We start from the raw sequence: 19,576 nt of genomic DNA, 5'->3' as shown, positions 1-19,576 counted from the left end.
TGCTTTTACTAACTTCGTTTATGTCTTGATTGTCTGGATAGCATGAAACCGCGAAGCATCATTGTACAATTATTTCTCAACACTCTAACTTTTCCGAATTATTTTAAATAAACAATTGCCTCATTATCCTATATATATAAAAATATAGAGTTTCGACCGACTGTTACGCTCCTTTTTGGTTGAAAATAGGAAAATAGTCTATTTTTAGTTATTGCCATCATGGAACCTAACTTCTGCTCATTAGATAAATCATCAAATATTTTATACAAATGATTACAGCCTGAACATTGATATTCAACGATTAAATACAAGTATAGAAGTATAAAGAAAGTTTAACTGATAATTTATCAGTAATTTAATTGTAGACGACCATGATAAATGATTGTTTTTCAAGTTAACTTAAGGTAATACAGATGACCATCAACTTATTTGTGAGTTAACGCAAAGTTTAATTTGTAAATAGTTTGGATGCCGAGGATATATTACTCAATAAATTTTTAAAATTTTCTATTAATAAGGATTTCAATAAATTACTTATCATTAACAGAAGATGATGTAAAATTTAGTGGATCTAATCAAGAAAACTTTTTGTGTAAGCGGTTTAAAATTGAAACGATTGACGAACAATTTTAAGATATATCTCAAATGTTCAATTTTAAATATAGAATGATTATCTATACTTATTTAACCAAAAAACCTTCTTTAGGTATAGGAGCAAAAGGTAAACTAGTCTTATTTATTACTCTTTTACAGCAACTATTGTAGTCTTGATTATCTGAAATATAAACTTCCAGATAATCAAGACTACAATAGTTATATTTTAAGTTATTTTCTGATAAAAACAATCGTGTTTCTAAATTTTATCGTCCTAATAGCTTAGAATTTTAACTTATTTTTTCATCGTCGTGTTTTATGGACTGTTCCTTGTTGTCTATTCCTAAAAGAAATGAACATATATTGTGAATAGTACAAAATTAATACTAAAACTTTTACATAAAAATAGTTAAGAAACTATAGTTTATACATAGTTTTTGATAGAACCTATGTTATTAACATATAGAAAAATAATTTTAAAATTATAAATTACTCTTATTAACTAATATTTCTAATTGACAGTTAACTATTTTTTTAGAATGAGAGACTATTATTATTTCATAATATCCTGTTTCAGGAAGTATCCCCGACCATTGATGTTGTTGAGAATTTTCGATTAAGTTATTATCACCCGTTGGAGAATAAATAGATAATGAAATATCTCGATTTGCTTTTAAGTCAAACCTCATCCGATCAGAAGCTTCTAAGAAAAGAACGTATGCTCTTCCTTCCCCTAGTTTTAGGGTTGCCTCTCGCCGAATGAAGTTAGATTCTACAGCCGTCAAAGGAAGTTTTTCATAAATTGAACTAGATTGCAAAGCTTGTAAAGTATCAAACATCATGCTATTCCAAATTTGACCGATAGCTTTATTAAGAAAAGATGTATTTTTATGTTCAGGAAATACATGAAAAAAGCGAGTATCAACTAAATTATAAAGAGCACGACTACTTAAATGTAAATTATTAACTTGTTGTTTCCAGTGATGTTGATCACTTTGAGTATAAGTCCCCATTCTCTGAACTGCCTCAGGACTCAAAGATGCCAAAATATCAAGTAAATAAGCTGCCGTTTGGTCCCACTTTTTTCGCCAAGAATAATCTTCATCATTATTACTCAAGTGACGACCTTTTTGGCTAGGATATTGCTCACTAAAATACTCATCTACTAAGGTAACAAACAAGTTAGGATTTAATCCTAAGCTCTGGCGACGACTACGTAACTTATTTTTGCGTTGTAACTCCTCATTATTAATTTTAGAAACATTACTCTCATTAGATGTTTCTGAAAAGACTTTAGCATTTTTCCCTTCATTAACTCCAACAACCAGAGAGATCCAAGCTTTCCCTGCAAACCATCCGAGGATTCCTGAACTAAGAATTAGGATTGTAAGAAAAATAAGTTTATTTAAACAGCCAGTGGCAGATGTTTTGTGGGGACTGGTCATGAATGCCATTTCGGTGTTAGTTTCAGATAAAAGTAGAATAGGAGTTGCCTTGTCATTGGCATTAGAAGGCATTCTAAGGATTGTAGCAGGACCAATAGATTAAATAAAAAAGTTGCCGGTTAAGTAAAAGCGAGCTCGGGGTAAACTCGGAGGGAACTTAAAAGGTGAATAATTGAAGAGTAAGTAGAATTTATAGATAATCTTTATAAGCGAGGGATAACATCCTCTCTGAGATCGCAACATTATTTTGCCAAATTGAGTAAAATTAAAGCATTTGCTGCTAAACCTTTACTAACCACTATTGGGGACTGACGCGTTTCTGTCAAATCTGTTCCTCGGGAGTCTAGCTAATTTGAGAAATTATATTCGAGGAAGTCTAATTGTAAATCATAAGTGTACGGAAATCCACATCTGTTTAGGGGGACAATCCCTGAGTGAACATTGACCTACAATCAGGCACAATTATTATTTAGAATATGTAAACCATTTCCAGATTAAGAAGCTATGACAGTATTTGAAAAAGGCAATATTACCATTCATACTGAGAATATTTTTCCCATTATTAAGAAGTCTCTCTACACTGATCACGAAATCTTCTTACGGGAGTTAATTTCTAACTCTGTTGATGCCATTTCTAAACTAAAAATGGCTGCATTTGCTGGAGAAATGAAGGGAGAAATTCCTGATCCTGAAATTATACTTTCGATCGATAAAAATAACAAAACTCTATCTATTTCTGATAATGGCATTGGCATGACAGCTGATGAAATAAAGAAATATATCAATCAAGTTGCTTTCTCTAGTGCGGAAGAATTCATTCATAAGTACCAGAAAGATACCAATGATTTAATCGGTCATTTTGGTTTGGGTTTTTATTCTGCTTTCATGGTGGCTAAAAAAGTCGAAATTGATACTCTTTCTTATAAAGAAGGCTCCCAGGCAATACATTGGTCTTGTGATGGTTCTCCTGAATTTGAATTGACAGATTCTTCTCGAACTGAAATTGGAACAACCATTATCCTAACTTTAATGGATGAGGAGCAAGAATACCTCGAACCCTCTCGTATTCGTCAGTTAGTTAAAACTTATTCTGACTTTTTATTAGTTCCCATCAAATTTGAAGGAGAGACTGTTAATAAACAACGATCTTTGTGGAAAGAACCAGCTCAAAATTTAACTAAAGAAGATTACTTAGAATTTTATCGTTATCTCTATCCTTTCCAAGAAGATCCCTTACTTTGGATACATCTGAATACTGACTACCCTTTTTTGGTGACTGGAATTCTCTATTTTCCTAAACTTCGTCCCGATATAGATGTCTCAAAAGGCTCTATTAAACTCTTCTGTAATCAAGTTTTTGTCAGTGACCATTGTGAAGAGGTTATCCCTGAATTTTTAATGCCATTACGAGGAGTGATTGACAGTCCTGATATTCCTTTAAATGTTTCTCGTAGTGCATTAACTAATCATCGAACTGTTCGGGGCATCGCTAATCATATTTCTAAAAAAATTGCTGATCGCCTGAGAGCACTTTCAGAGGAAACCCCAGAAGAATACATTCGTTGTTGGGAAGATGTAGGAGCATTTGTTAAATATGGTTCTATCAAAGAAGATAAATTCAAGAAACAAGTAGAAGACATCCTTATTTATCGGACCACTTATCAGCCTCCCGATACACCAACTAAAACTGAGGATGAAACGGAAAAAATTAAAGCAGAAGCAAAAGGAGATGTTTGGCAAAACATAGAAGAAAAAAACAACAAAGATCCACAATCAATTTATGAAAAATCAGGATTTACTACTTTGAAGGCTTATTTAGAAAGAAATAAGAAAAATCACGAAAATAGGGTATTTTATTGTACTGATCAAACTACCCAAACAACCTATGTTGAACTCTATAAAAATCAGGGAATAGAAATCCTGTTTATGGACTCTTTCATTGATACTAACTACTTTATCCCCTTCTTGGAACGAGAATATTCTGATGTTCAATTCTCCCGTGTGGATGCGGAGTTAGATAAAACCCTGTTACAGGAGGATGAAAACAAAGAAATTGTTGATCCGAATACAAATAAAACTCGAAGTGAACAAATTAAAGAAATTTTCGAGAAAGCACTCAATAAACCTAAGGTAAATATTCGCACTGAGGCGTTAAAATCGAATACTCCTGAAAGTACTCCTCCTGTGATGGTTCTATTACCTGAAGCAATGCGACGTTTACAGGAAATGACGGCCATGATGCAAAAACAAGCTGTGGAATTTCCAGAAGAGCACGTTTTAGTGATCAATACTAACCATCCGTTGATTGAAAATATTTATCAATTAAGTCAATCTAGTATCATCCAAGGGACAGGTGAATCTCCCTCTGGAGAAATTGCTAAAATGCTTTGCCAACACGTTTACGACTTAGCTGTGATAGCACAACAAGGATTAGGTTCGCAGGGAATGAAATCCTTTGTAGAACGTTCTAACCAGATATTAACTCGCTTAACAAAATAATAGAATTATTTACTAGATACATTACTTTTCTCGGGATGTTATGGGTAAATAGCATCCCCACTTTTTTTTAAAAAAAGTTGATTATATTTTGTTTAGAGTAGCATATGAGTAGAAAACTTTAGGTTGTTATTAACTAGATATTCTCGTTAAAGTATCGTTAAGAAGTTTATATTCTATAATAACTTCACGCTAGACTTTCTTGGTCTAGCAATAAACTTTGTCTCTATGTCACCTATTCGGAAATGCGTTGAAAAAACATCAGGTTATATTCCAGGAGAACAGCCTCAAACCAATGATTTTATTAAATTGAATACTAATGAAAATCCCTATCCACCTCCTCTTGAGATTTTTGAAGGGCTTCAACAAGAATTAACAAAAGTTAGATTGTATCCTGATCCAGTTTCTACTCAATTACGAAAAGCTGCGGCAAAAGTATTTGGAGTTTCTCCCGCGAATATCCTAGCAGGCAATGGTTCCGATGATATCTTAAATATTGCAGTAAGGACATTTGTAAATCCAGGAGAAACTGTTACTTTTCTCGATTTAACTTACTCTCTATACGAGACAATCGCGCGAGTCCATGGTGCATCTATTATTAAAATTCCTACAAATAATCGGTTTGTCATTGATCAACCGATTATTTGTCCTGAAGCTAAATTAATATTTATTGCTTCTCCTAACCCTCCCGTGGGGCAACATTTGAACCGTGATTACTTAGAAGAAACTTGTAAAAGAGCTACTGGAATCGTTTTAATTGATGAAGCTTATGCAGATTTTAGCGATGACAATCATCTTGACTTTTTGAACAAATATGACAACGTTATCATTTCTCGTACCATGTCCAAGAGTTATAGTATAGCAGGAATGAGAGTGGGTTTTGGAATTGCTTCAACTCCCGTAATTGAACAAATGAATAAAGTCAAAGACTCCTATAATTTAGATAGAGTAGCACAATTGTTAGGAACAAATGCTTTTAGTTTTCAAGAATATTTTAAGGGAATTTGGCAAAAAGTTCGTCAAACCCGCAGTCATCTCATTGAATCCCTAAAAGCTTTAGATTTCTTAGTCTTTGATTCTGACTCAAATTTTGTTTTCGCATCTTCTCAATGGATACCTGCATCAGAGCTTTACAAAAAATTAAAAGAAAGAAAGATTTTAGTAAGATACTTTGAAAATCCTCGTGTTAAAGATTATGTTAGAATTTCTGTTGGTACCGATCAGGAAATTGCCCAGCTATTAGAGGCGATTAACGAAATCAAATCTAGTTTAAGATTTAGTTAGTTTTTACAGGAAAAAACTAATTCGACGATTGTACAGACTGTATTTATTTAAAAATAAAAAAGAAATATTGTTAGAAGATATGAACTTGACTGTAACATATTTACAAACATCGGATAAATAAGATAGCTCAGTTTATAGAATTTTTCTATGGTCAAAATTTTACCGAACATGCTAGATGATTTTATAATGGACTCGTTTGTTGTGAAATTTAGTGGCCGCACCGCTTTAGAAACCTATACCTACTATTCTTAATATCTAGAGGTAGTCGATAAAATGAATTAATTCCTCATCCGGTGGAGAACATTGTTGCCCTAGATTACAAAATCTAACTGATAAGATTAGTGAGATGAAATCGGTTTCTATTGTGATTGTTAGTTATAGTTAATTGATAAAGATAAGTACTATTACTATTTTTAGTCTTATCCTCGTTACGGACGATATCATCCTTTTTGGTGCAATTCAACTTTGATAGTGTCTATTCTTGTAATTGTGTGAGCTAAGTTTTCAGATACGGTGGCATTTGGCTATCAGTCTATTCTAACTACCTTCTTATTTTATGTTTATTTAAACCCACCTGCTTGCTGAACAGCAATTGCTTCCAATAAGTAAGTTAGTTGCTATAGTTTTTACCAGATTTGCTTAATGGGTTTTCTTATCTGTGATGGCTCTTTAATACGATTTTTTGTTTCATTAACTATATGATAGATTAATTGTAAAGCTACAATAATAAAACAACTGTTTTAATTGAATAATTTCTGTATATTCTGTTATATTTTCTATAATTTACACTCATACTAAGTTGTGCTAGTCAATAGTCAGTTTATTACAATTAAGTAATGGGTTTCTCAAAACATTACCATTTTTGGGAAGACTATTCTTTGGATCACGGTCGTCATTTTTATTATTCTACTTTTCTCTGTTTAGGATAATTCTTACTATAAATAAAGTTATTAATCTGCAGACCAACAATAAGGTTTTAGACAACCAATTAAGTTAATGTATTAAGTTGGATAACAGAATTAATTATTAATAGTTAAATTACTCTTGTGCAGCATAATGATGCTATCTTAAATGGTTACCAATCCTGTATTGATTACTATTCATCATCTTTAATAAAATATTGATAACATTGTTTTCTTTACACTAAATCATAATTATTGTATAACTAACTTTTAGATAATTATTAGTCCTTAGGTAACTTTATTTACATTATCTTAAACTCTTTTTCTTCAGGAAATAGATCAATCCTCGTTCTCAATTTTATTTATTTCCATTTTCAGATCTTTTTCTAAAAATCTTACGGATTCTTCCGGGAGTTTACTTTACTTTTTTCTCTTTTTTTAGAAGGAATATATAGTTTAAGAACACTGACAATGCTATCCTGACTTATAAACACTGTAATATTTGTGGGTTAACGGTTTACAAAGTAACAGGTCAGATGTAGCCAAGGAACACAGTTCTCGTGGTGGGGATGAACTGAATTTAATTAAATTAGTGACAAACTATAGTTAGCCAGTCATTGACTATTGAATAGGATTAAATCTATTAATTTCTCTATAGATATTATTTTTTTATGATGGTAATTAGTTTAATTATTAGCGCGCAGATTTATTTACGAGAGGTTTGGTAGACCAAACAATCGATTATATAGATGATGATCAATAAATAGGCTTATCAAAAATGATATCTATTAAATAGACAGTACTATACTATATTTTTTATTTAAACTGAATTGTGCTGGATCCAAAATTTTAACTAGATTTACATCTATGGTGTTAAATGCTCAACTCAGCAATTTTTTTCTATATATACTACTCATTATTTAATAATTTTTATTCCAAAATTTTTAATTGACTAATACTAAATTATCTAACTCTGCATAATCAGGTAAGTTAGTATTGATTGGCTTTCCTCGACGCAAAACAATGCGATTACTTTGAGAACGCGACAATAATTCACTGAAATAACGAGCTTTAAACAAAATTAAATCTGCATTTAAACCGACTGAAATTCGACCAATACTAGAGAGTCCCATTAAGATTCCAGGGATTTTCGTTACCCCACTACACCAATCACTATAAGGAGTATCTAAATGAGCAATTCTTACGGATTCTTTGAAGACTTCTAACCCATCATGATCCCCAAATCCAAAAAAAGGATCTCGACAATTATCACTAGCAAATGTAACAGGAATTCCTTGGTTTTTAAATTCATGAACTTTTGTTATACCTCGCCAATAAGGAGTCCTATCCGAAGCTCGATCCTGAAGATATAAATTACACATTGGTAAACTAACAACTCCAATGTTTGCTTGTTTAACTAATTTCATTGTTTGATTTACAATTTCTTGCGGTTGAACTGCTAAACTGCAACAATGACCGCAAATAATTTGATTTGGAAATTCATGTTTGAGGGCAACTTCAGCAACTTTATATAAACAAACCGAATTAGGATCATTATTTTCATCTACATGAAAATCCAAACTTAAGTCACGTTCTTTTGCCAAAGTAAAAACTTGATTAAGTTGTTTGTCTAGATAGGGATTCATATAAGCAACCCCACCTAAAATTCCTCCATATTCAGCTACTTTATCCGCTAGAATTACACCTTTATCCGTCAAGAAATAATCTAGAGAAACTAAACAAACAGCTTGAAGAATGATTTTACCTTGCCATTGAGTTTGTAATCTTTTAAAAACTTCAAAAACTAAGTCAGCCTTTCTTCCACATGAATCTAAATGAGTTCTAATAGCTGTTGTTCCATGAGCATAACTACACTTCAGACTAAACTCCATGCGAGCATAAACATCTTCTGGTCGCCAGAATACTTGAGTATCTCTTTTAAGGGCTGTTATCGCCGTATCAAATGTCCCGTCTAAATTTGGTGATCGTTCCCAAATATGACTCTTATCTAAATGGGTGTGAATATCGACAAACCCCGGAAAAATAATACCTCCTTTTAAATCTATAAAAGGATTTTCTATCACATTAGAACCAGAAAGAACAATTGAGGAAATTTTTCCTTGAGCAATTTCTAAATCAACTCGACATAAACCTTCTCTAGTATCAGGACTAAAATGGCTATCATCTAACAAACACAAGGGAATATGAGCATTTTTGAGCCAGTAGCGCTCACTCAAAGATATCTCAGAAATAATAGACATAAGAGCAACCAAAATTTATTTTAATTAATTTTAGGAGTTTAGGATTTTAGCTTGATCGCTATTCTATGGGAGGAATCTTCCTCAAAACTATGCCTGAATTAGAGACAATAAATAGATTATCTCTCATCAATTAGAACATTAGAATTAGAATGGTAACGGTAAACCTGACGAGTGAAAAGGTAAATCAATTGTTCTTAAACTGCTAGTTATAGGTTTATTAGCTTTTTTTTAAAAAAATACTCAACTGCGGGGCTATTATCTTACCCTGGATTTAGGAGAAGCTTTAGAAAAGTACTAAAACTATATAGAGACCCGCTTTACTGAACTTTTTATCTAATGTAGTTCATTTGGCACGAATGGGATTAATAACTTCATCTGATCGTTCTAGCTAACTTTTTGTGGTTTGGCTAGAAGAAGCAACTAAGTGAGTTTTGCTCACAGTTTAAGATAAAGTTAAATCAGGTTATCTTCCTGTGGTTTTTTATGTCTTCCAAACGTCAGTATTCTTCTAAACACATCGCCTATCAGGAGTTTGGTTTATTTTCCAACCCAGAGATATTAAAAAGCGAGGTGCAAGATCTACTTCCCCAACAACAAAAGATTTGGGTAAAGTCTACCCGATCAGGACGAAAGGGCAAAACCGTGACTGTTATGACTGGTTTTCAACACTCTGCTGAAAAGTTAGTTCAATTACTCAAACAATTAAAAAATCAATGCGGTAGTGGCGGAACCATTAAAGACAATACTCTTGAAATTCAAGGAGATCATTGCCAAAAACTAGTAACTGTTCTCTCTCAATTAGGCTATAAAGTAAAAATTAGTGGCGGTTAATTCCACAAAAAATCAATCCTCTCCAATTCAGGAGAGGCTATGGATACTATAAAGCTTTTCAGAATATATCAACAACTTTAAGAAAAATTAACCAACTAGGGTATAGCCTGCATTGCAAGTCCAACTTCTAACGACGGCGCGATCGCTGCCTTCTACGAGTCGCTTCTTTGCGCTTCCGTTTCTCTTGCGGCGTTTCAAAGAATTGATGCTTTTTATAATCTGTGTAGATTCCGGCTTTAGCAACCTGTCGCTTAAACCGACGCAAAGCAGATTCGATGGGCTCATTTTGACCGACGACAACTTGGGTCATTGATTAACTCTTATACCTCCTATTTTTTTTACAGCAAGAAATGGGCCAACAATCTGACTATTGGCTTTCCTGACAAGGATCCGTTTAGTTACAGTTCTCTAGCATATCAGCTACATTATTTTTTGTCAAACAAATTGCTCTAATGACTTAAAAAGTTTGCTTTTCATTGTTTTTTATTCCCATTTTTCTTTAATTAATAAGTTCAAGGGAGTGAATTAGCCAACGATCTTGCTCGCGGAGTAACTCATAACGAACTTTCAGTCGATCATCATAGGACATATTCGCATTTCGTTGACCATTTTGGTAAAAATCAGCAATTTCTCTAACGTCAGCTTCAACGACTGCTTTATCTGGGTTATTATCAGTAATCTTCAAGGACTTTATAGTAACATTATGCTTATATTGCCAATAGTTTTGGGATTTTTTAAGACTCTGCGCTCTATTTTTCCAGGAACTGAGAAGAGGAGTTGCTAAAATGCTGTTTAATGACTCAATCTTATGGTCAACTCCAAAAGCATCAGCTTTACCCAATAACCACATCTCAATAACTTGTTTAGCGTCTTCTATGGTCAGTTTCTCTGTCTGATTTTTTATCTGATTTTTTATTCTAGTCTCTGGCACTGGAATGGTAATTGGGGGTTGACGTAGTTCTAAAACTAGTTGTTCTTCTTCTAAAGCAACCAAGGGAGACACAATATATTGAATCCATTTAACCGATGATCCCACTGCTCCTAAAACGGTCAATGACGCAACTAGTACAAACCAAGGCCGGAATTTAAAAATTGTTTTGCTGGGCCTGTAGGGATTGGTCTGCTTATATGACCCACGCTGAGATCCTTGTTCTGGTTCGTCAGCTGTTGTCGGTAAACTAAGGGATTGGTCAGTCTGTGACCTCCGGAGGGAATCTTGGTGAGAGGTCGTAACAACTGACCTGTCTCTAGTTCCTCTCGAATAATTTTCCCTAAAACTACGACGATATGGAGTCGTAGGAACGGTAGCTGCTGTGGCCAGGGTGGGAATGCCCCCACCTCCACTGACGAGTAACTGAGGTTCTTGATGTTGAAAGCGAGTTTTTCTTACGTATCGTCCCTTGGTGAAAGATCTTCTTTCTTGAACGACATGATCATTTCGAGAGATTGTTCTGCTAAACATTACTTCATTTTCTTGTTTTTCTTTAAGAGAATTCTTTTGAGAATCAAAGGATAATTGTTCTAAGTAAGTCTGAACTGCTTGATCAGCGAAATAATCTTCTAAAGAGTCCGTCCGTTTTTTTAAATCACGAAAATGAGAAAATACTTCTGTGTGTAACCAATGTTGTCCATATAAACACAATCCAGGTAAAAGATCTGGCGCACCTTGGGATTGTTGTCGAACAAAAGTTAAGACTTCTTCATCCTCACACTGTTCTAATGCTAGGATAGCCTCTTGGGTTTCTCCTAAAAGCAATGCACAAATTCCTTTTTCTAAAGAGACGTCTTGAAGTTTCTCTAAACCGTCAAGAATATCTTTTGCTTCAACAACGAAAGCCGGTTGTTTTCTGGCAAAACCACTGGCAATTAAAGAATATACTCTTAAATAAGCAGCTACAGCTGACCGGTAATTGGTTTCACGAAAAAAAATATCTTCTTGTTCAGAGGCTGTCAGATAAGTCCTTAGTTGTTGAATAAACCGTAAAAAATCATCAATACCAAGCCCAGAGTGATCATCACCTTGACCATCAATCCCCTGTCTTTCCTTTAACATTTCTTGAAGTAAGGTTTTACCTCGATCTCGATCAGCTCGATTTTTTTCAGGTTGAGCCAACAACTCCAGAATTCTGTAGGGACGTAACTTATAAAGTTCTTTGGTAATTTCGAGTTGTAATGAGGGAAATAAACAATTTTCTTGGAGTATACTGAGTCCTTTTCCTCCTGAAATCCCAGCTTGTTCATATTCTTCTTGTTGCCATTGTTCCCTGCTTAATTCTAAAGCAGCTAGAGCAATAGTAAGAATAACATCAGTTTGAATCTCGCAGATGGAGGAATACAGCTCTGATCGAGGACTTGACAAGGTGTCAAGAGAAATTTCACCAAACTTAATTACTAGTTCATATTCTCCCAACTCTTGGAGAATCATTAAAGCCCCTATCCAATGCTTAGGGGCAATTTTTAATGTTTTAGAATCTAACGGCGATGAATCAGGAAGGATTTCTTCCCCTGGGCCAGTTAAAGGAATTTCTGGATTAGACTTTAATTGGTCGGAAAGAGTGCTTTCTAAACACAAGGCCTCGTAAGCAGCCCTTTGTTCTGAGTCCGATAATATTTCATAAGCTTGAGTAAGCAGTTGCTTCCTCGATAAAATCGCCATCTTGCTATATTCCCGGCGGGGTGATTGCAAGCAGCGATCATGATAAGCCTGACTAAGCTGCTTATCTGTTACTTGGGGAAGAACTCCCAAAATTCTGTAGTAGTCGAGGGGGATGCGCACGGTTGATTTCCTCAGAGCCGGGTCAAGACAATAAGCTTGTCCTTATTCTGCCTATAGTAGGATACACGTCCAGTTTAAGATACTTAGGAAACAGATCAAGGACAACATAGTAAGCTAATAACACTTAAGCTCCAGAAAAGATTCAGTAACTGGTAACCATAGACAAAGCTGAGAAAGATTATAACTAAAATATTCCAATTAGTAAAATAGTTACTACCTCTCTCAATCTTAGCCTTCATAGAGATCCGCTCCATCCTAACCACGTTGACTCTATTGGGTTTATTAGAGTTTGTTTTAGTAAAAACTTGGAGTTATGGCAAATCGTATAAGTCTTTTAACATAAAAATCTCATCTCCTTCTATAATTCTTAAGTCAGTATTTTTTGCCCTCATTTGAAGTAGGCGGTTGAGCTAAGTCAACCTTAATCACTCAATAGTCTTCATTAATCATCATAATATTACAAAATCTATGGTTTCCCAACGACAATTACCAGAATTTGACCAAACTTCCATCAAAATTACCAAAAAAGAAGGTTTAATTCTCTATGAAGACATGATGCTGGGGCGCTTATTTGAAGACAAGTGTGCTGAAATGTATTACCGGGGTAAAATGTTCGGTTTTGTTCATCTGTACAATGGACAAGAGGCAGTTTCTACTGGAATAATCAAAGCTTTGCGTCCTGATGAAGACTATGTATCTAGCACATATCGTGATCACGTTCATGCTCTCAGTTGCGGGGTTCCTCCTCACGAAGTGATGGCAGAATTATTTGGAAAGGAGACTGGATGTAGCAAAGGACGAGGGGGTTCAATGCACTTATTTTCTGCAAAACATCGACTGCTAGGAGGTTATGCCTTTGTCGCTGAAGGGATTCCTGTAGCTACGGGGGCAGCCTTCCAGAGTAAATATCGACGGGAAATGATGGGAGATGAGAAATCAGATCAAGTTACTGTGTGCTTTTTCGGGGATGGAGCTAGCAATAATGGTCAATTCTTTGAGTGTCTAAATATGGCCTCATTGTGGAAATTACCAATTATTTATGTCGTTGAAAATAACAAATGGGCGATTGGCATGGCTCATGAGCGGGCCACCTCTCAACCGAAAATCTATCAAAAAGCCACTGTTTTTGATATGGCTGGTGTGGAAGTTGATGGGATGAATGTACTAGCTGTTCGTAGTGTTGCCCAAAAAGCCATCGCCCGTGCCCGTAGCGGAGAAGGACCAACCCTAATTGAAGCCCTAACTTATCGCTTTCGAGGACATTCTTTGGCTGATCCTGATGAACTCAGATCTTCCGATGAAAAAGAATTTTGGGGAGGACGAGATCCCATCAGACAACTTGCTACTTACTTAGTAGAGCAAAATTTGGCCGACAATCAAGAACTCGAGAACATTAAAAATAAGATCCAAGAGAAAATTGATAAAGCTGTCCAATTTGCTCAAGATAGTCCAGAACCTAATGCTAATGAGCTCTATCGCTATATTTTTGCTGAAGACAAATAAGTTTCTCTCCTCAAAGAGAGAACAATTCAAGGGGAAGATTAAGGAGATTTTCTTGTTTATGTTTCCCCTGAATCTCCTAATGTCTAAATTGATTGGATCTGAGGTTCAGTAGCCGAATTGTTTTCAGAAGTGAAACTATCTGGCGTGTTGGACTTGGATGGTTCGATTTTATACTTAACTAAATCAGCTAATTCCTGTAATTGACTGATAGCCTCAGCCCCTTCAAGTTTCATTAGCTCAAGATCATCTCGCATCTCTGTCCAGGTAATTCCGTAGTCAGATACCAGAAAGCGAATCAGATGGTTTTCTCCTAGGCTAACCATAAATGAACCACTGTTCATCTGCCCACCACAAGTGTAGCAAGAAGCTAAATAACCTTGTTTTTCAAGGACAATCGCCAGTGCTTGGAGATTGATCACTAAATCTCTCACAAAGTTGTGGTGTTGTTGAGCTAGTCGGGTAAACACTTTTCTTCCTCCGAGTAACACTACCCATTGTAAAACCCTAACACTCTTTTTAAATTTTATTTAAGGTATTCAAGATATATTCACTTAACAATCTAGGTAAGCACAAAACTCAACTCAGTATACTAGTGACTTCGTGTTAGTCTAGTCTGGTTTCACACAGATTTTTAGTGTGTGCTATTGCACCCGATTATGCTGTCCTTACTCTCTTGAAGTTTTGCGCCATGTATAAAAGTTTCAAGAAAAATTTAAGATTTATCTTGAAAAGAGTATGTTAACTCAACTTTTTGACTTGATTATTAGAATTTTTAACTTTAATAAATTGTTCTTGTTCCTAATTTGTTAATATTTGATCTGGCTGATTTTCTTTCGACCTAACATGTCTTATGTTATCGACTTCAGGACAATTAACATCGTTACCATCTATTGGAATCCAATCACAGAATAGGCTGAAAGTGTAAAGTTGTCGAAACTATCTTGTCAATGTCAATATAAGCAGTAAATCTTTATCAATCCTCAATTTACTCTATTTAGAAAATACTACTGAGTTTTAAGTGATCGAAAGACAATCCATACCCGGTCGCGGGCTAGATTTTAGATTGTTTCAAAGATTTAAGCGAGGGATTAGCTTATAAGTCTAAGATTTACCGCAAAATTTGGATGAAAAAATTATATTCTTTGAATAGATTAGAAAACGATCTTTAACTTAAATTAGTAAAACAACTTAAAGCAGAAGAAATTCTTAGCCTTGACTCGGTAATTATAACCGTTCCAGTAGACTTTCTAAAAGTTACCATTGTTGGTTAGGCTAGTTATGTTAGTGTTGGTCTATTGAGCAAGTGAGACTATGTTGATAAACATACTGTAGCAGCGTTAGAATGTAGAGTAATCAAAAAAGTTTATTATTAGTAATAGATTTTTGGGTAGAAATTATAGACTTATCCCTAATCTGACTAAACCTCGGAACCAGACAGAAAAGTCAAGAATTTGTTTTAGAATAAAAGATAAATTATTCAGCTCAGGCTCAGTATAATGTCATGATAATGTCATGGGTATTTAATGAATGTTGGTTTGAATTTGAACGATTCTGATATTGATAATTACTTGATATAATATTTTTCTGTCATCTGAAGTTTACTACAGTACTCTCTTTTTTTACGTTTAGTAGAACTATTAAAAACTAAACTGTTACCCTCAATGGAAATAACAGAAGTGTATTTCAATGATAAACTATTAAATGTTTATGAGTTAAATCTTTATCGAGATAGATTGGAATAATTTTTCCAACCACATCAATTTTAAAAGCAGTTAAATAACTCAATAAATTAACTTTTATAAAAAGGAAACACATTTAAATATTAAGTATTGATGAGATGTTATTAGTTGGGTTAATCTCTCAATCATTCTAGTAAAGACTTGGGTAAAACAGTACTTTAATAAAGCTAAAATCAAAGGTTGACGAATTATTAAACCAATTGTCTCGATAGCTTTATAATTAGCTCAAGAATTTCAATTAACTGACTTTCTCCACATTAGAACTATCAGAAGAATTGTTATAGCTGGCATTCTATTATTAGATTTGGCAAATCTTATTCCATGAAAGATATCCTTGAACAAACATTGCAAGCTTCTATCGATAATTAACCAAGAATGAAATTAATTATCAGAGAATTAGGTTCTGAAAAAGGAGGAATGGTAGTCTATTTTTATGGTGATCGCTCAGTAACTCTCCGGTCATAAAGTTAAAAGACTTAGATACAACTCTTTAATGATAAAGATACGGGAAGAACAATTACTAAATTAGTCCGGTGGAAATTACAAGAAGTGATTGCATTAAACTATATTTTTTGGTGGATGGATAGTAATTTTCACAAATTACAGTCGGATATTTATGAACCAGAAAAATTTTAGTCGACAGTCAAATGATTGCTCAGTCTAGTTGAATAAACTTCCTAGATTAAAATAAAGATAATTGCCATAAAACTAAACCTGTTCCCAACAGACAAAAAATCCCGGATATCCTAGCTAAAGGTTGTCTTTTCCAACCAACTCCCCCAGTAGCTTCCTTATCAGTGTAAGAAATCAATTCAGCCGCATCTATGCACGATAACCCCCAAATCCACCCCGCATGGAGTCCTGATGCTAAAGCTAAACTTCCTTCGCCCATTATTCTAGCCCACACCAAAATCATACCCATTATCCATAATCCAGGGAGTTGAGGAATTGTTTCTTGTCTTTCCCAAAGTAAGTGTAAGAAGGCAAAAATACCACTGGAGATAATAGCAGCTATTCCTAGGGAATAGTCTTGTTGTAGTAAATTGAGTAAAATTCCCCGAAAGATTAATTCTTCAGTAATTCCTACCCAAAGTCCTAACCCTAACAAAGGTATTCCCAGTTTACTCAGACGATATAAATTATTTTTTTGCCAAATTAACCAACCAAACCATCCTTCGAGTCCAAAAGAAATTCCTAAACCAGCAATTCCTAATCCTATTCCCAAAAGTAAAGAAATTAAAAAAGTTAGTTGCAACTCTAGTCCATAGTCTGATATTAATGTTCCTTCTACTGAAATAGTTAGCCATACTAGAAGAGGAACAGTTAAATAAAGGGACATAACAAGAGAGAGTTTTTCCGAACCCACTAAAGGACTAAAGGGTTGCCAGCCAACTTTCCTGGCTATATACCAAGCCAAAGGTAGCCAGAGTATAAACCAAGTGATTAGAAAGAGGCACACTTTGACTGTCCCAGAAAGAGTCGGGAGCAAAATTATCCAAGAATACAATTGGGATAACAAAATTATTCCTTATACTGTCTATATCTCCTAATGAAGAATCTATCGTTACTACCCTAGAAAAATATTTGAATTCGGACAGGTTTCCCAGAGAAATCTATGGGGGCTAACGTCTGTTTCTTATATTACGCCGCCCCGGGTAAGACGATGGCCTTTAGGACTAATTTTATCCATTAGACTCTAATAAGAACAGGTAAAGGTGAACCCATCCAATGGAGTTTTTTAGGCTCAAGAGATTCTATAATCTTTGTCTAGATCAAATAATTCCTAAGCCGCTTCTTCCTCAACGACCTCTCCATCATCTCCAATTTGTTTGAGGTGAATGTGTTTATATCCCAATTTAATTTCAAACTCATCTCCAGGTTTCAATCCCATCTCTTGGGTGTATGTTGATCCGATGACAATTTGACCATTTTTGTGGACACTTACACGGTAAGTGGGTTCACGTCCTCGACCATCCTTAGCAGTTCCTGGCTCAAGAGGAACTCCTTTTGCTCCCAACACCGCGTCATAGAACTCCGTCAAATTGACGCGGACTTGCCCGTCTTTTGTAACCGAGTAATAGCCACAATCTTTGGCTGTTTCTCTCCGTGGTTTGTGGGATAGCTCTTTGACTTTTTGAAGTAGGGCTTTTCCCGTTAAAGGGATTGGTTTGTCGGTCATGATGTTATCGATGTTCCTTGATTGAAGTTTAATGATCGTTGCTTTTATTGACCATATCAAAAATATAGCGTTATCTTCCTAATAAAATCAAGAAAATTTTCAACAATTATGAACGGGAGAAGCAGACAGTTCAAGAAGACAAAATGCAATGAGAAGTGCCTCCCCTTCAGAAAATTTACCCCTAAGATCGTGATAAATTTGAGTTACTCAGTCTAAAAATAAGTTTTTTAAAGTTGGACTCTACAATCTGGATAACCTTTGTAATACTGAGTTTGGGGGAATATACTTATGGGTCGACGAAAGGATTAACTCTGAAAGTCGCGGAGCCATTTGCTAGGATTTCAATCTATGGAATTGCCCCAGAAGTTGAAAAAACCTCGCCGTTTAATTGCAGTCTTAAAAGAAGGCTAAGCAAGAAGATACACAATAGAGATTGTCAACTTTCGACAATCTCTATTGTGGCTGTGATGGAATAATGATTAAGATATTTTAGTGAATGTGTTGGCATACTAAACTAATAGATATGGTTATCCTTACTCCTCTTCTAATAAATTCTCCTATGTCTTTCCTATGAAAGTTCAATTTAAAATTCTGCGACAAAAGTTTAATAAAACACCTCATTCACAGACTTATAGCTTGGACGTGAAGTTGAACGCAACTATTTTGGATTGTCTCAATCGTATTAAATGGGAAAAAGATGGAACTCTTGCTTTTCGTAAAAATTGTCGTAATACGATCTGTGGTAGTTGTAACATGAAAATTAATGGTCGTTCTGCCCTTGCTTGCAAAGAAAATGTGGGCAGTTAACTTGAAAAATTTAGACACTCTGAGAAAGAAAAAACGCCAACCATAACCATTGCCCCCTAGAAAACCTCCCAGTAGTTAAGGATTTAGTAGTGGACATGTCCCTTTTTTGGAAAAAATTAGAAGCCATAGAACCCTACGTCAGTATAAAGGCACATTCTATTTCTGAACATGAATTCCTGCAAACCCCCGAAGAGCGATCACGTCTCAATCAGACCAGCAGCTGCATCATGTGTGGAGCCTGTTATTCCGAATGTAACGCTCTTAAGGTTAACCCCGATTTTGTTGGTCCTCACTCTCTCGCCAAAACACAACGTATGATAGTTGATTCACGGGATACAGAAACTGAAACTCGCATAGAAACTCATAATGATGTAACCTAAGGAGTTTGGGGGTGTACTCGTTGCTATTTTTGTAATGCCGTGTGTCCCATGGGCGTTTTCCCCATGAACCAAATTGGTTACATTAAACAAAAAATTTTAGCCACAAAAGATTCTCAATACAGTCGTGCAATTCGGCATCGTAAAGTTTTGGTAGACTTAGTCAAACAAGGGGGATGGATTGATGAACGTAAGTTTGGACTATTTGTAGTAGGGAATTATTTGAGAGATTTAAAAGGATTGTTTAGTCTTGTTCCTTTGGGGGTACGAATGGTAGCGAGTGGTAAGTTTTCCCTCACTTTTAAACCATCAAAAGGAACCGATGAGGTTCGATTACTAATCGAACGGGTACAAGCAAAAAGCTGCTAAGAGGCAGTCATTT

11 protein-coding genes and 1 pseudogene are annotated in these 19,576 nt (G+C 34.9%); 5 read left to right on the top strand and 7 right to left on the bottom strand.

Annotation, left to right across the window (positions count from 1 at the left end; genetic code table 11):
• Positions 1 to 1,076: 1,076 nt before the first annotated feature.
• Positions 1,077 to 2,111 (bottom strand): hypothetical protein, encoded by a 1,035-nt coding sequence (locus RGRSB_RS02265; RefSeq protein ID WP_119259655.1) that lies wholly within the window; start codon positions 2,109 to 2,111, stop codon positions 1,077 to 1,079.
• 432 nt (positions 2,112 to 2,543) lie between these two features.
• Here RGRSB_RS02265 and htpG point away from each other — a divergent pair, with 432 nt between their 5' ends.
• Both htpG and hisC read left to right on the top strand, forming a co-directional pair.
• Positions 2,544 to 4,538 (top strand): molecular chaperone HtpG, encoded by a 1,995-nt coding sequence (gene htpG, locus RGRSB_RS02260; protein ID WP_119259654.1) that lies wholly within the window; start codon positions 2,544 to 2,546, stop codon positions 4,536 to 4,538.
• Between the two features lie 225 nt (positions 4,539 to 4,763).
• Entirely contained in the window at positions 4,764 to 5,819 is a 1,056-nt protein-coding gene (gene hisC / locus RGRSB_RS02255) for a histidinol-phosphate transaminase (RefSeq protein WP_119259653.1), read from the top strand.
• Between the two features lie 1,846 nt (positions 5,820 to 7,665).
• Here hisC and RGRSB_RS02250 read toward each other — a convergent pair.
• Positions 7,666 to 8,982, bottom strand: coding sequence for a cytosine deaminase (locus tag RGRSB_RS02250; protein WP_172582016.1), 1,317 nt, complete (start codon positions 8,980 to 8,982; stop codon positions 7,666 to 7,668).
• Between the two features lie 483 nt (positions 8,983 to 9,465).
• Here RGRSB_RS02250 and RGRSB_RS02245 point away from each other — a divergent pair, with 483 nt between their 5' ends.
• Entirely contained in the window at positions 9,466 to 9,813 is a 348-nt protein-coding gene (locus RGRSB_RS02245) for a translation initiation factor (protein WP_119259652.1), read from the top strand.
• A 127-nt stretch (positions 9,814 to 9,940) separates the two neighbouring features.
• Here the strand turns inward: RGRSB_RS02245 and rpsU are convergent, their stop codons facing one another.
• Both rpsU and RGRSB_RS02235 read right to left on the bottom strand, forming a co-directional pair.
• Entirely contained in the window at positions 9,941 to 10,123 is a 183-nt protein-coding gene (rpsU, locus tag RGRSB_RS02240; protein WP_012596483.1) for a 30S ribosomal protein S21, read from the bottom strand.
• A gap of 189 nt (positions 10,124 to 10,312) precedes the next feature.
• The gene (locus RGRSB_RS02235; RefSeq protein ID WP_119259651.1) at positions 10,313 to 12,589 is read right to left on the bottom strand and encodes an IMS domain-containing protein; all 2,277 of its coding nucleotides are present in this window, start codon (positions 12,587 to 12,589) and stop codon (positions 10,313 to 10,315) included.
• A gap of 468 nt (positions 12,590 to 13,057) precedes the next feature.
• Between RGRSB_RS02235 and pdhA the strand changes: the two genes are divergently transcribed.
• Positions 13,058 to 14,092 carry a pyruvate dehydrogenase (acetyl-transferring) E1 component subunit alpha gene (gene pdhA, locus RGRSB_RS02230; RefSeq protein ID WP_119259650.1) on the top strand — a complete coding sequence of 345 codons (1,035 nt, stop codon included), beginning with the start codon at positions 13,058 to 13,060 and terminating at the stop codon, positions 14,090 to 14,092.
• Positions 14,093 to 14,175: 83 nt separating this feature from the next.
• On the opposite strand, the gene RGRSB_RS02225 is transcribed toward pdhA, so the two are convergent.
• From RGRSB_RS02225 to RGRSB_RS02215, 3 genes are all read right to left on the bottom strand, one after another.
• Entirely contained in the window at positions 14,176 to 14,559 is a 384-nt protein-coding gene (locus RGRSB_RS02225) for a DUF1815 family protein (protein WP_119260918.1), read from the bottom strand.
• Between the two features lie 1,954 nt (positions 14,560 to 16,513).
• Positions 16,514 to 17,350, bottom strand: a complete 837-nt coding sequence (locus RGRSB_RS02220; protein ID WP_338063337.1) for a CPBP family intramembrane glutamic endopeptidase — start codon at positions 17,348 to 17,350, stop codon at positions 16,514 to 16,516.
• A 264-nt stretch (positions 17,351 to 17,614) separates the two neighbouring features.
• Positions 17,615 to 18,010: an AbrB family transcriptional regulator gene (locus tag RGRSB_RS02215; RefSeq protein ID WP_119259648.1), complete on the bottom strand. Its 396-nt coding sequence runs from the start codon at positions 18,008 to 18,010 to the stop codon at positions 17,615 to 17,617.
• Positions 18,011 to 18,580: 570 nt separating this feature from the next.
• Between RGRSB_RS02215 and RGRSB_RS10690 the strand changes: the two are divergent.
• Positions 18,581 to 19,563: pseudogene (locus RGRSB_RS10690) on the top strand (succinate dehydrogenase/fumarate reductase iron-sulfur subunit).
• The last annotated feature ends 13 nt before the right edge of the window (positions 19,564 to 19,576 follow it).

Source organism: cyanobacterium endosymbiont of Rhopalodia gibberula, from assembly GCF_003574135.1.
Taxonomy (GTDB): Bacteria; Cyanobacteriota; Cyanobacteriia; order Cyanobacteriales; family Microcystaceae; genus Rippkaea.
Note: the sequence above shows the minus strand (reverse complement) of the source record. Positions and strands in the feature narration are given on the sequence as shown.

Coding starts and splice junctions, on each gene's coding strand:
- rpsU (WP_012596483.1), bottom strand. CDS start 10,123: ATGACCCAAGTTGTCGTCGGTCAAAATGAGCCCATCGAATCTGCTTTG.
- RGRSB_RS02215 (WP_119259648.1), bottom strand. CDS start 18,010: ATGACCGACAAACCAATCCCTTTAACGGGAAAAGCCCTACTTCAAAAA.
- RGRSB_RS02250 (WP_172582016.1), bottom strand. CDS start 8,982: ATGTCTATTATTTCTGAGATATCTTTGAGTGAGCGCTACTGGCTCAAA.
- pdhA (WP_119259650.1), top strand. CDS start 13,058: ATGGTTTCCCAACGACAATTACCAGAATTTGACCAAACTTCCATCAAA.
- RGRSB_RS02265 (WP_119259655.1), bottom strand. CDS start 2,111: ATGCCTTCTAATGCCAATGACAAGGCAACTCCTATTCTACTTTTATCT.
- RGRSB_RS02245 (WP_119259652.1), top strand. CDS start 9,466: ATGTCTTCCAAACGTCAGTATTCTTCTAAACACATCGCCTATCAGGAG.
- hisC (WP_119259653.1), top strand. CDS start 4,764: ATGTCACCTATTCGGAAATGCGTTGAAAAAACATCAGGTTATATTCCA.
- htpG (WP_119259654.1), top strand. CDS start 2,544: ATGACAGTATTTGAAAAAGGCAATATTACCATTCATACTGAGAATATT.